Source organism: Oxalobacter vibrioformis (assembly GCF_027118995.1).
Lineage (GTDB): Bacteria > Pseudomonadota > Gammaproteobacteria > Burkholderiales > Burkholderiaceae_D > Oxalobacter > Oxalobacter vibrioformis.
In genome coordinates, this window is record NZ_CP098242.1 from 378,326 (window position 1) to 392,230 (window position 13,905).

The window sequence follows — 13,905 nt, forward strand, 5'->3', positions numbered from 1 at the left end:
ATTGGCAGCAATTATCCGAATTTAACGAAAATTCGGATAATTCTCTTGGCGCAAATCACGGGATGGATAATTTTTTATTGTAATGCCTAAATGAAAATGCTTCAGGCGAGCTCAGGATTGCAGCAAATCCGTGAGTTGAGGTACCAGTTCATGCAGATCACCAACCAGGCCATAATCTGCCACAAGAAAGATTGGCGCATCAGGATCCTGGTTAATGGCAACAATGGTTTTGGCATCCTTGATACCGGCAACATGCTGTATGGCACCGGAAATGCCAATGGCAAAATAGAGTTCCGGGGCAACGATCTTGCCGGTTTGCCCGATCTGAAGATCGTTTTTGACATACCCCGCGTCAACAGCAGCACGGGAAGCACCGATAGCAGCACCAAGCTGATCGGCCAATACTTCCAGCAAGCGGAAATTGTCAACCGAACCAACACCCTGCCCGCCTGCCACAATAACGCTGGCATCAGCCAGGTCAGGCCGCCCGGTTTTATCCACATCACGGGACACATAAACGGCTTTGCCGGTATCCGGTACAGGCGGGATATTTTCTATGATAGCGCCACCGTCCCGGGTTTCTGCAGCAAACGCTGTCGGGCGCACTGTCAACACCTTGACCGGATCGGCTGACTTGACTGTCGCAATGGCGTTTCCGGCATAAACCGGACGGGAAAATGTATCGTTTGACAGCACCCGAATGACTTCTGATATCAGCTCCACATCCAGCCTGGCAGCGACTCTGGGCATCACGCCTTTTCCGAAGGTGGTTGCCGGGGCGAAGATATGGGTATAAGACGAGGCAACAGAAAGCACCTGCTCTGCCGCATTTTCTGCCAGGCCATACTGAAGTGATGGGGCGTCCGCATGCAAAACCCGGATAACGCCGCTGATTTGTGCCGCAGATTTTGCCACTGCCTCGCACTGATATCCCATCACCAGAATATCAACCGGACTGCCGCACTGGAGCGCTGCGGTGACAGTACAGGCCGTACTGATTTTCAGTTCGCTGTTATCGTGTTCTGCAATGACAAGTATGGACATAATTTTTCCCCCCGTCAGATGACTTTTGCTTCGTTTTTCAGTTTGTCGACCAGTGTTTCCACATCAGGCAGCATCTGCACACCGGAGCGTGCAGCAGGCTCGTCCACCTGTATAACCTCAAGCCTGGGCACGATGGATACCCCCAACTCCTCGGGGGTGACCATTTCAACCGGCTGCTTACGTGCTCTTGCCATATTGGGCAGCGTGACATAGCGGGGCGCATTCAGGCGAAGATCTGCCGTGATAACAGCCGGCAAACCCAGGGACAGTGTTTCGGTTCCATCATCGATTTCCCGGATGACGCTGACACCCTCCTCCTGCACCTCAATACCTGAAGCAAAAATGCCCTGCGGCCAGTCTAAAAGTGCTGCCAGCATCTGCCCTGTCTGCGCCGCATCATCATCGGTTGACTGCTTGCCGAGCATGACCAGTTGCGGCGCTTCTCTTTCTGCCAGCGCCTTGAGCAGTTTGGCAATACCCAGCGGCTGGAGCTGGTCATCCGTGCGAATCAGGATGGCACGGTCTGCCCCCATCGCCACTGCGGTACGCAATGTATCCTGCACTTTTTCCACACCGCACGAAACCACAATGACCTCGGATGCTGTACCCGCTTCCCTTAAGCGAACCGCTTCCTCGACAGCAATTTCGTCAAACGGATTCATCGACATTTTGACGTTTTCGGTTTCAATGCCGCTTTTATCCGGTTTCACCCGGATTCTGGCATTGAAATCCACAACCCGTTTGATACACACGATGATTTTCATTCATTCTCTCCGGCCAATTCTTTTACCTTTCAGCAGATATGGCAGCGTCATGGCATGTAGGAACCGCTGATTAATGTGTTTTGGGAGATGAAGCGCAAGGCGCACCGAGCGCAGCAAGCGTGGCATATCTCGGGATAGACAAGCTTGCGAGCAGCGGAGAGCACAGCAATTCGTTCACAAGGCACATTAATCAGCGGTTCCTTTATTTTCTTTTCAGGTAAATAGTGTATTCCCCGTCAGACTCTGTCTGATCCAGCAGGGTATTTCCCGTTTGCCGGGAAAAAAAGCGGAAGTCGCCCACAGCAGCCGGATCGGTTGCCAGCACCCTGAGCACCTGCCCGCTTTCCATCGTTGCCAGGGCCTTTTTCGCCCGCAGAATCGGCACGGGGCACTTCTCGCCCCGCGCATCCACTTCCCGGGTGATTTCCGCCTCATTCATCCTGTTGCTCAGGCAAGACGCTCATCAACCCAGGCCGTGACACTGTTCAGCGCGGCAGGCAAGCCGGATGGATCAGTGCCGCCTGCCTGCGCCATGTCCGGACGACCGCCCCCTTTTCCGCCGACCTGCTTTGCCACATGATTGACCAAGTCGCCAGCTTTTATTTTGGCAGTCATATCCGGGGTCACCCCGGCTATCAGGCTCACCTTGCCGTCATTTACCGTTGCCAGCACAATTGCCGCCGTTTTCAGCGAATCTTTCAGCTTGTCCATGGCATTGCGAAGGCTGGCAACATCCGCTCCTTCCAGTGTGGCAGCGAGCACCTTCATGCCTTTTACCTCGACGGCCTGACTGACCAGATCATCTCCCTGACTGGAGGCAAATTTCGCTTTCAGTGAAACCAGCTCACGCTCAAGCCCTCTCACCTGCTCCTGCATCTGGTGAATACGGGTGACCAGCTCTTCGGGCTGTGTCTTTAAGACAAAAGCCGCCTCATTCACCTTGCGTGACAATGCCTGGATCATATCCAGTGCAACCGTGCCTGTTACGGCTTCCACACGCCTGACACCGGCGGCAATGCCGCTTTCTGAAACAATCTTGAAAAAACCGATATCGCCGGTACGTGCCACGTGCGTGCCACCGCAAAGCTCACAGGAAAAACCGATATCCAGCACACGCACTTCATCACCGTACTTTTCACCAAAAAGAGCCATCGCGCCGTGCGTAATCGCCTGGTCATAAGGCATCTGTTTGGCGCTGACATCCTGGTTGGAGAGGATCTGCTTGTTCACAATTTCCTCGATTTCGCGGATTTCTTCCCCGGTCAGCGGTGCATTGTGACTGAAGTCAAAACGGGTTCTTTCCGCATCCACCAGTGATCCGCGCTGCGCGACGTGATTGCCGAGCACCTGGCGCAATGCCTTGTGCATCAGGTGGGTCGCCGAGTGATTCCGCATGGTCTGGGCTCTCAAGTCCAGATTCACCCTTGCCGTCACCTTGTCGCCAATTGCCAGCCGGCCTGTCAAAAGCCAGCCATGATGGCCTGCGACTTCTGCCTGTATCTTCTGGGTATCCTCGACTTCAAAGCGAACCCCTTCGGCAATGAGTGCGCCGCAATCACCCACCTGGCCGCCTGATTCTGCATAAAACGGCGTGACATCCAGCACCACCACACCATGCTGGCCCGCCTTGATTTCTTCAACCGGTGTTCCCTCTACATAAAGCGCAATGATTTTGCCTTCTTCCTGTAGCTTGGTATACCCGACAAATTCCGTATTTTCTCCATGGTAGTCCAGCATGGCGGCCATCTTGAATTTTCCGGCGGCACGTGCAGCCGCTTTCTGGCGTTCCATGGCCACGTCAAACCCGTCCTCATCCAGCGTGATCTCCCGTTCGCGGCAGATATCAGCCGTCAGGTCCAGCGGAAAACCATAGGTGTCATACAGGGTAAAAGCCGTTTCGCCATCCAGCACTTTCGTCCCTGACGGCAGGGCGGCTTCCAGGATTTTCATGCCATTTTCCAGTGTTTCCCCAAAGCGCTCTTCCTCATGCAAAAGAATACGCTCCACCTGGGAAGCCGATTCTTTCAGCTCAGGATAGGCCGCCCCCATTTCCTCGACCAGATCCTTGACCAGCTTGTAAAAGAACGGCCTGGACTGGCCAAGCTTGTGTCCGTGACGAAGCGCGCGCCGGATAATCCGGCGAAGCACATAGCCATGCCCGTCACTGCCGGGAATCAACCCGTCAACGATCATGAAAGCACTGGCACGAATATGGTCGGCAATCACTTTCAGGGAGTTGTCTTCCAGATCCGTCGTTCCTGTTTCGCGTGCTGCGGCACGGATCAGGTGCTGGAAAAGATCAATGTCATAATTGCTGTGAACATGCTGCAAGACAGCAGCAAGCCTTTCCAGTCCCATGCCGGTATCAACACAGGGCATCGGAAGCGGCGAAAGATTGCCCGCTTCATCGCGGTTGTACTGCATGAAAACCAGATTCCATATTTCGATATAGCGGTCGCCATCTTCTTCCGGGGTACCGGGCAGGCCGCCCGGTATTTCCGGGCCATGGTCATAGAAAATCTCGCTGCAGGGGCCACAGGGACCGGTATCGGCCATTTGCCAGAAATTGTCAGAGGCATAACGGGCGCCCTTGTTATCCCCGATACGAATCACTCTTTCTTCAGGCAGGCCGATATCCTTCACCCAGATGTCATACGCTTCATCATCTTCCTGGTAAACCGTGATCCAGAGTTTTTCTGGCGGCAGCCGGTAGACGTCTGTCAGCAGTTCCCAGGCATAACGGATGGCATCACGCTTGAAATAGTCACCAAAACTGAAATTGCCCAGCATTTCAAAGAAAGTATGGTGACGCGCCGTATAACCCACATTTTCCAGGTCATTGTGCTTGCCGCCTGCTCTGACACAGCGCTGCACGGAGGTTGCGCGGGTATAGGGACGCTTCTCGATGCCAAGAAAGACATCCTTGAACTGCACCATCCCTGAATTGGTCAGGAGCATGGTCGGATCGTTACCTGGCACCAGCGGGCTTGAGCGCACAATCGCGTGCCCTCTTTCAGCAAAAAAGCCAAGGAATTTCTCGCGGATTTCAGAAGATTTCATGATGGTGAAAAGTACGTTAACGGCAAAAAATGGATTATACGTTATCTGTCAGACAGCGCTTCAAGCCTGTCGTCCCTGCTTGTGCTGGCACAAAATCAGCCGACCCACCGGCGGGCATTTCTGAACATGCGCATCCAGGGAGAGTCTTCACCCCATGAATCAGGATGCCAGGAATGCTGGGCCGTGCGGAAAACCCGTTCGGCATGTGGCATAAGCACGGTAAAACGGCCATCTTCAGTTGTCACTGACGTAATGCCGTGCGGCGAGCCGTTTGGATTGAACGGATAACTCTCGGTTGGCAACCCGTAATTGTCAATATACCGCATCGCCACCTGCACCCGGTTGATATCACCCTGCCGTGAAAAATCAGCAAATCCCTCGCCATGCGAAACGACAATCGGCGCACGCAATCCGGTCATGCCGTCAAAGAAAATGGACGGCGACTCGGGAATTTCAACCATGGTGAAACGTGCCTCAAACTGCTCGGACTTGTTGCGGGTGAATTTCGGCCAGTACCTGGCGCCCGGAATAATGGAATGCAGGTTGCTCATCATCTGGCAGCCATTGCAGATACCCAGCGCAAAACTGTCATTTTTCGCAAAGAAGGCGCTGAACTGCTCCTTGAGCCGCTCATTGAAAAGAATGGTTTTTGCCCAGCCTTCACCCGCACCGAGCACATCCCCGTATGAAAAACCGCCCACGGCAATTATGCCCTTGAAATCAGACAGATTGGCCCGCCCGGCAATGAGATCACTCATATGCACATCAACCGCAGCAAAACCGGACTTGTGCATGACCCAGGCCGTTTCCACGTGTGAGTTGGACCCCTGCTCACGCAGAATGGCTACCCTGGGTCTGGCCCCCGTTGCAATGTACGGCGCAGCAATATCTTCGGCCATGTCAAAGGGCACATGCGGTGAGATACCCGGATCAGCCGTATCCATGATCCGGTGATACTCCCTATCGGCACAGGCCGGATTATCCCGCAAACGCGCAATGCGCCAGCTGGTTTCACTCCACAGGCGATTGAGCCTGACAAGGGGTTGCGAATAAACCGTTTCGGCGCCATGCACAACCGTCAGGTTTGCATCATCGGCCAGTGTGCCAATCACATGGGAGGCATACCCGAGATTATGCGCCTGCAGGCATTGTTGAACGGACTCAAGATCCTCATCGCGCACCTGGATGACAGCACCCAGTTCTTCAGCAAACAGGACCCGGAAAAGCCTCTCGTGAGGATCGCGTGTGACAGCGGCTTCGGTGAGGTTATCCAGCATGGAATCAAGCGAGATGTGCAAGCCGGTACGTGAAGCAAAAGCCATTTCACAAAGGGTCACAAAAAGGCCACCATCGGAACGGTCGTGGTATGCCAGAAGCTTTCCTTCTCCATTCAACTGCTGGATCGACTCAAAGAAAGATTTCAGGTCTTCCGCACTGTCCACATCCGGCACTTCATGGCCGATCTGTTTTGTTACCTGTGCCATGGCTGAAGCGCCCAGCCGGTTTTTGCCGCGGGACAGATCAATCAGCATCAGTACCGTTTCACCGGCATCGGTCTTGAGTTCTGGCGTCAACGTCTTTCTGACATCATAAACCGGGGAAAAAGCCGAAGCAATCAATGAAACCGGCGCGATGACCTCCTTATCCGCGCCTGCATCCTGCCAGGTCGTTCGCATCGACAGCGAATCCTTGCCTACAGGGATGCTGATCCCCAACGCCGGGCATAACTCCAGACCCACGGCTTTTACTGCATCATAAAGCGCCGCATCCTGACCGGTCTGCCCGCAGGCCGCCATCCAGTTTGCTGAAAGTTTGATATCCGATATCCGGCGAATGGGGGCAGACGCAATATTCGTAATGGCTTCACCAATCGCAATCCGGCTGGATGCCGCTGCATCAATCACGGCAATCGGCGTCCTTTCTCCCATGGCCATGGCTTCACCCGCATAGCCGGTAAAACTCATCAGCGTCACGGCACAATCCGCAACCGGAATCTGCCAGGGACCCACCATCTGGTCCCGCGATGTCAGGCCGCCGACAGTACGGTCGCCAATCGTAATCAGGAAAGACTTGTCACCTACCGTGGGCAACTGCAGGATTTTTTCAGCCGTTTCACCCAGATTGAGCCCGGCAGCGCTGACAGGTGGATAGTCATGGATAACATGCGTCACATCGCGATGCATTTTCGGCGGTTTGCCAAGCAGCACATCCATAGGCATATCCACCGGATCGTTGCCATACCGGGGATCAACCAGCTTCAACTGGCGTTCTTCTGTTGCTGTCCCGACAACGGCGAAACGGCAACGCTCCCTTTCGCAGAGTTGTTCAAAAAGCTCAAGGCTTTCAGGTGCAATCCCCAGCACATAACGCTCCTGGGATTCATTGCTCCATATCTCTTTGGGTGACATACCGCTTTCTTCCAGCGGAACACAGCGCAGATCAAAAATCGCACCCCGATTGGCATCGTTCGTGATTTCCGGGAACGCATTGGAAAGTCCGCCGGCGCCCACATCATGGATGGAAAGGATGGGATTGTCATCGCACATTGCCCAGCAGGCATTGATGACTTCCTGTGCGCGCCGTTCCATCTCGGGATTGCCGCGCTGCACGGAATCAAAATCCAGGTCTGCCGTATTGGCACCTGTTGCCATCGAAGAGGCTGCACCGCCGCCCATGCCGATGCGCATGCCCGGACCACCCAGTTGAATCAGCAGGCTCCCCGGTGGCAGATCGCGCTTGAAGGTATGTTTGTCTGAAATATTGCCGATACCACCGGCAATCATGATCGGTTTGTGATAGCCAAAAACCTGTCCACCGACATTCTGTTCGTATGTCCGGAAATAACCGGCCAGGTTCGGACGGCCAAATTCATTGTTGAATGCCGCGCCGCCGATCGGCCCGTCAATCATGATCTGCAGGGGAGAAGCAATCCGGTCAGGACGGCCATATTCGGCAGCATCGTCTTTGGTCTTTTCAGTCTGCGTCACGTCAGCGGCATTTTCCCATGGTTTCCTTGCATCCGGCAGCATGAGGTTGGATACTGAAAAGCCTGTCAGCCCGGCCTTGGGTTTGGCACCTCTTCCCGTTGCCCCTTCATCCCGGATCTCACCGCCTGCACCGGTTGATGCACCCGGGAAAGGAGAAATGGCTGTCGGATGATTGTGGGTTTCCACCTTCATCAGGATATGCGTCAACTCTTCCGTTCCCTGGTATTCATGGCCTGAAGCTTCCCCGCGCGGGTAAAAACGCATAACCTGAGCGCCCTCGATAATGGAAGAATTGTCCTTGTAGGCAACGATGGTTCCTTCCGGATGCTGCGTGTGCGTGTGCCGGATCATGCCAAAAAGCGAAATATCCTGCGCTTTGCCATCAATCGTCCAGTCAGCATTGAAAATCTTGTGCCGGCAGTGCTCACTGTTTGCCTGGGCAAACATCATCAGCTCGACATCCGTGGGATTGCGGTTTGCCCGGGTAAAGGCATCATACAGGTAATCCACCTCATCCTCGGAAAGGGCCAGCCCCATATCGGCATTGGCTTTTTCCAGGGCATCTTTCCCGCCTGACAGCATATCCACATATTCCAGCGGTGTCGGTTCCAGCTCCGAAAAAAGCGCCTGCACATCCTTTCGGTCAAAAAGGACGGTCTCGGTCATGCGGTCATGCAGCAGGTCCATTATGCCCTGCTGCTGTGCCTCGCTTAACGGCGACGCATTTTCCCGGCGATGGAGATAGTACGAAATACCCCGTTCAATCCGTTTCACCTGCGGCATCCCGCAATTATGGGCAATGTCGGTTGCCTTGGATGCCCAGGGAGAAATTGTGCCCAGCCGCGGCACCACCACAAACTCACTGGCTGTCGTGCTGCCGGAAAAAGGCTCACCATAATCCAGAAGAGACGCCAAACGAGCTGCATCCTCATCCGAAAGCGGTGAAGATGCATCCACAAAATGAACAAAGCATCCTGTTATATCTGTCGTCTCAGGATCAATCTTTTGCAAACGGGACAGAAGGCCTTTGACACGAAAGGCCGACAGGGCATTGGAACCCGGAATGATGAGCATGATATATCGAAAAAATAGAAATTAACTGCAGACAAGTGAGTCTTACATTATACCCGCTGATAGCGCCAAACGCAGGCCGAAACACAAAAATTCCGATACCCTGAACCGGCATCAGGCAGGACAGAAACCGGGGCAGATTTTCTGCCTTCATTATCAGCGCCGGAAATGATGTATTGCATGATGAAGACAAGGCTTGTGCCCGGAAACTGGAAAAAGCCACAGACACGTACGGCCATTGCCCAGACAAGCCTGCGCCTGAGAAAAACCCTGCACTGAATGGTACGATAAAAAAACGGCGCTTAATACGCCGTTTTTTTATCATCTGATGCATCCGGTTTAACTGTTGGGATCATTCCTGCCACTTTCACCGCTATTTTTTTCGGTACCATTTTCATCAGTCTCTTCAGCCGCTGTCACTGGCGGTGCCGTTGCAGCCGCGGGCGCCGCTTTCTCTCTGGACTTGAAGAAGCCGTTCACAACGATGTAGGAAATCGGGGTGAAGAAAATACCCAGCAATGTTGCGGCAAACACCCCGAAAACAACCGTGGTACCAATGGCATTCTGACCACCGGAGCCAGCGCCGGAACTGATCATGAGAGGAATGACCCCCAGAATGAACGCCATGGACGTCATGATAATCGGGCGCAGGCGCAACCTGGCGGCATGAACCATTGCATGGAAAATATCCTCGCCTTTTTCGTGCATTTCCTGGGCAAATTCGACAATCAGGATCGAGTTTTTCGCCGACAGCCCGATCACCGTCAGGATACCGATTTGGAAGTAAACGTCATTGCTCATCCCGCGCAGCATGACGCCTGCCAGGGCACCGATAATACCGGTCGGCACTACCAGCAATACAGAAAAAGGAATGGACCAGCTTTCATAGAGAGCCGCCAGACACAGAAACACAATAACCAGTGAAATGGCATAAAGCATGGGTGCCTGCGCCCCGGCCATTTTCTCCTGATAGGAAAGGCCCGTCCAGGAAAAATCGAAACCCGGCGGCAACTCGGCAGCCAGCTTTTCCATGGCGTCCATCGCCTGGCCGGTACTCTTGTTGCCCCGTGGCACACCCAGGATTTCAATGGAAGGAAGCCCGTTATACCGCTCCAGGCGCGGGGATCCTTTTTTCATGTCCATCGAGATGAAGGATGAAAAAGGAACCATGTCCCCCTTGGCATTGCGAATGTGATAGCGGTTGAAATCCTCCGCCTGCATACGGTATGGTGTATCAGCCTGGATATACACTTTCTTGGTTCTGCCGCGATCCATGAAGTCATTCACATACGCACTGCCCCAATAGGCAGCGATAGCCGTATTGATTTCGCCTTTCAAGAGGCTCTGAGCCCCCGCTTTGGCAAGATCGATATCCAGCACATACTGATCCACGTCTTCCAGACCATTTGGCCGAACCGCCTGCAGGTCAGGATGCTGATTCGCTTTTGCAAGCAGAATATTCCGGGCATTCATCAGGGCTTCATGGCCCTGATTGGCGCGATCAATCAGCTCAAAGTCAAAACCGGTTGCATTACCCAACTCGACAACTGCCGGTGGCGCAAACGCAAAGACACTCGCTTCCTTGATCCCGGAGAATTTTTTTGTGGCGCGCTCAACAATTGCCGGCACACGATGCTCCTTCCCCTTGCGCTCTTTCCAGTCCTTTAAGCTGACGAAAGCAAGACCGGCATTCTGTCCGCTGCCGCCATAACTGAATCCGGCAACCGTCAGGACACTGCTGACAGACTCTTTCTCATCCTCCCGAAAGTGATTATCCACCTGCTTGAGTACTTCACGTGTCCGCTCAAATGTCGCGCCTGTCGGCAGGGTGACCTGAATAAACAGCATGCCCTGATCCTCATCCGGCAAAAAGCCGGAAGGCAATCGCCAGAACATATAGCCAATCAGACCGACACCAACAAGAAATACCAGCAGATAACGCTTCGGTTTGGATATCACGTGCGAAACCCCGCCCTGGTAGCGGTTCGAGACCTTGTCAAACCAGATATTGAACCGCCCGAAGAAGCCGGTGGTCTTGTGTTTCATGACGTCGGGCAGCATGGTGGCACACAAAGCAGGCGTCAGAATCATGGCGACCAGAACGGAAAGCGTCATGGCGGTCACAATCGTAATGGAGAACTGACGGTAAATAACGCCGGTTGATCCTGCCATAAAAGCCATCGGCACGAATACGGCGGCAATCACCATTGCCACACCGACCAGCGCACCGGTGATCTGCCCCATGGATTTCTTGGCGGCCTCTTTCGGACCAATATGTTCCTCATGCATGATCCGTTCCACGTTTTCCACCACCACAATGGCATCATCGACCAACAGGCCAATTGCGAGCACCATACCGAACATGGTCAGGGAATTGATGGAAAAGCCAGCGATCGCCAATACGCCAAACGTTCCCAAAAGCACAACCGGAATGGCAATCGTAGGAATCAGGGTTGCCCGGAAGTTCTGCAGGAACAGATACATCACCAGGAAAACCAGGATAATTGCCTCGCCAAGCGTGTGGAAAACGCCTTCAATGGAAAGCTTGACGAATGGGGTCGTATCGTAGGGATAAACATTTTTGACGCCAGGCGGATAGAACTTGGCCAGCCCGTCCAGTTCTTTTTTGATGAGGGCCGATGTATCCAGTGCGTTGGCGCCTGATGCCAGCTTGATGGCAAGACCGGAGGAAGGGCTGCCGTTATAGTAAGCCTCCGAGGTGAACATTTCATTGTTCAGTTCAATTCGGGCGATATCTTTCAGAAACAGGGAAGAACCATCGGGATTTGTCCTGAGGAAGATGTTTTCAAACTGCTCGACCCTTTCAAAGCGTTCTGACGCAATAATGGTTACATTGATTTCCTGCCCCGGAAGCTGGGGCGCCGCACCCACCTGGCCCCCCGTCACCTGTGCATTCTGTTCCTTTATAACGGCAATGATGTCGGATGGATTCAGTCTGTACTGCTCCATCTTCAGCGGATCCAGCCATATCCGCATGGCATATTGCGCACCAAAAATCTGCGTATCACCCACACCACTCAAGCGGCCAATAGGATCCTGGATATTGCTGGCAATATAGTCACTCAGATCGGCGCCATCCATACTGCCGTCTTCAGAAATCAGACTGACAACCATCAGGAAGTTTTTGACTGACTTCGTCACGGAAAGCCCCTGGCGCTGCACCTCTTCCGGCAAAAGTGGCGTTGCGAGCTGAAGCTTGTTTTGTACCTGAACCTGTGCGATGTCCACATCAACACCAGATTCAAACACCAGATTGATCGTAGCCTGCCCTGAAGAATCACTGCTCGAATACATGTAGATCATGTGATCGATACCCTTCATCTGCTGTTCGATGACCTGGGTTACCGTACTTTCAAGCGTTTTGGCTGAAGCGCCCGGATAGACTGCGGAAATGGCTACCTCAGGTGAGGCAATAGCAGGATACTGCGCAATAGGCAGGGTGGAGATAGAAAGTGCCCCTCCCAGCATGATCAGAATCGCGATGACCCATGCAAAAATGGGGCGATCAATAAAGAAATTTGCCATGGATTATTCCGCCTTTTCTTTCGCTTCGCCCTGATCCGGAGCCGGCGGGCTGGCCTCGGCCACAGCTTCCTCCTGTGTTGTTTCAGTTGTCTGTGTTGTTTCAGTTGTCTGTGCTGGTACTGCTGTGGTTGCTTCAACTACCGTTTCGGGTTTGACTTCTTCACCTGTCACAACCTGGCCCGGCTGTACTTTCTGCAAGCCATCGACCATGACACGATCTCCCGGTTTCAGACCATCTGTCACCAGCCAGTTGTTTTTGTAGTCGCGATCCAGCGTGACATAGCGCAGGGCAACATAGTAATCATTTGATCCCAACGCCTTGGGCGCTGCGGTTTTTTCCCCTTCCTTCGGTGCTGAAGATTGTTCCGGATGCGGATTTTCCTTCGTCAGGACATAAACCATCGGCCGGTTTTTGGTATCGCGCTGGACGGTTTTCTGGGGAATGAGAATCGTGCCTTCGCGTATTCCTTCTTCAATGACCGCGCGCACGTACATGCCCGGCAAAAGAATATGGTCAGGGTTTTCAAATGTCGCCCGCACGGATACCACACCTGTGCTTTGCTCAATGGTCACATCGGAAAACTGGAGTTCGCCCAGAATCCATTCAGGCTCCGGATTTTCCGCACTGGCCTTGTCGATTTTTGCATAAGGAGAACCATCTTCAAGCTTGAGCTTGACCTTGGCCCCCCTGTTGGCTCCGGCCTGAATTTCTCCCATGGCCAGTGCACGGCGCAGTTTCAGCAGCTCGGTACTGGACTGGGTAACGTCCACATAGACTGGCGTCAGTTGCTGTACCGTCGTCAGCGGGTCCGGCTGGTTCTGGGTAACCAGTGCGCCTGGCGTCACAAACGAACGGCTGATGCGTCCTGATACGGGCGAGAGCACTTTGGTGTATTCCAGATTGATCCGCGCGGTTTCAACCGCCTGTCTGGCGGCATTAACCGCAGCAATCGCCTGATCCCGTGCCGCAACCGCATCGTCATATTCCTGCTTGCTGACCGCATTGATATCGACAATCTTGCCATAGCGTTCTGCCAGCAGGCGTGCGGCAACCACATTGGCCTGCGCCTTGGCAAGATCCGCACGGGCACTGTTGTATGCTGCCTGAAAAAGCGCCGGATCAATCTGGTAAAGCTGCTGGCCTTCCTTGACATCAGTGCCTTCTTCAAAGAGGCGTTTCTGGATAATACCGCTTACCTGCGGCCTGACTTCGGAAACCATAAATGCCGAGACCCGTCCCGGCATTTCGGTGATCAGCGGCACATTGTTGGCTTGCGCCACCAGATAAGTCACATTCACATTCTGTTGAACCGGCGCTTGTTTTTCCTGACAGCCTGTCAAACCCGCAATAGCGGCAAACAGTATTCCCCACAGGCTTATTTTATACATTGGCAGGCTGCTCATTTTTCTCCTTTTTCACGCAGCATTTCAAA

General features: G+C 53.5%; 7 protein-coding genes. All 7 read right to left on the reverse strand.

The features are described 5' to 3' along the window. Positions 1–111 precede the first annotated feature (111 nt). The 7 genes from NB640_RS01990 to NB640_RS02020 all read right to left on the reverse strand — a co-directional run bounded on the left by NB640_RS01990 (position 112) and on the right by NB640_RS02020 (position 13,876). Positions 112–1,044, reverse strand: a complete 933-nt coding sequence (locus tag NB640_RS01990; RefSeq protein ID WP_269309467.1) for an electron transfer flavoprotein subunit alpha/FixB family protein — start codon at positions 1,042–1,044, stop codon at positions 112–114. Positions 1,045–1,058: 14 nt separating this feature from the next. Beyond that, complete coding sequence (locus NB640_RS01995) at positions 1,059–1,808, reverse strand: electron transfer flavoprotein subunit beta/FixA family protein (RefSeq protein ID WP_269309468.1); 750 nt, start codon at positions 1,806–1,808, stop codon at positions 1,059–1,061. Positions 1,809–2,010: 202 nt separating this feature from the next. Beyond that, on the reverse strand, positions 2,011–2,247 hold the full coding sequence (locus NB640_RS02000; RefSeq protein ID WP_269309469.1) for a sulfurtransferase TusA family protein: 237 nt from the start codon (positions 2,245–2,247) through the stop codon (positions 2,011–2,013). An 8-nt stretch (positions 2,248–2,255) separates the two neighbouring features. Then, the gene (alaS, locus tag NB640_RS02005; RefSeq protein ID WP_269309470.1) at positions 2,256–4,868 is read right to left on the reverse strand and encodes an alanine--tRNA ligase; all 2,613 of its coding nucleotides are present in this window, start codon (positions 4,866–4,868) and stop codon (positions 2,256–2,258) included. Positions 4,869–4,963: 95 nt separating this feature from the next. After that, positions 4,964–8,929 (reverse strand): phosphoribosylformylglycinamidine synthase, encoded by a 3,966-nt coding sequence (purL, locus tag NB640_RS02010; protein WP_269309471.1) that lies wholly within the window; start codon positions 8,927–8,929, stop codon positions 4,964–4,966. A 336-nt stretch (positions 8,930–9,265) separates the two neighbouring features. After that, a complete protein-coding gene (locus NB640_RS02015; RefSeq protein ID WP_269309472.1) occupies positions 9,266–12,472 on the reverse strand; it encodes an efflux RND transporter permease subunit in 3,207 nt (1,068 codons plus the stop codon). 3 nt (positions 12,473–12,475) lie between these two features. Continuing rightward, entirely contained in the window at positions 12,476–13,876 is a 1,401-nt protein-coding gene (locus tag NB640_RS02020; protein WP_269309473.1) for an efflux RND transporter periplasmic adaptor subunit, read from the reverse strand. Positions 13,877–13,905: the final 29 nt, after the last annotated feature.

Coding starts and splice junctions, on each gene's coding strand:
- NB640_RS02020 (WP_269309473.1), bottom strand. CDS start 13,876: ATGAGCAGCCTGCCAATGTATAAAATAAGCCTGTGGGGAATACTGTTT.
- NB640_RS02000 (WP_269309469.1), bottom strand. CDS start 2,247: ATGAATGAGGCGGAAATCACCCGGGAAGTGGATGCGCGGGGCGAGAAG.
- NB640_RS01990 (WP_269309467.1), bottom strand. CDS start 1,044: ATGTCCATACTTGTCATTGCAGAACACGATAACAGCGAACTGAAAATC.
- NB640_RS02015 (WP_269309472.1), bottom strand. CDS start 12,472: ATGGCAAATTTCTTTATTGATCGCCCCATTTTTGCATGGGTCATCGCG.
- purL (WP_269309471.1), bottom strand. CDS start 8,929: ATGCTCATCATTCCGGGTTCCAATGCCCTGTCGGCCTTTCGTGTCAAA.
- NB640_RS01995 (WP_269309468.1), bottom strand. CDS start 1,808: ATGAAAATCATCGTGTGTATCAAACGGGTTGTGGATTTCAATGCCAGA.
- alaS (WP_269309470.1), bottom strand. CDS start 4,868: ATGAAATCTTCTGAAATCCGCGAGAAATTCCTTGGCTTTTTTGCTGAA.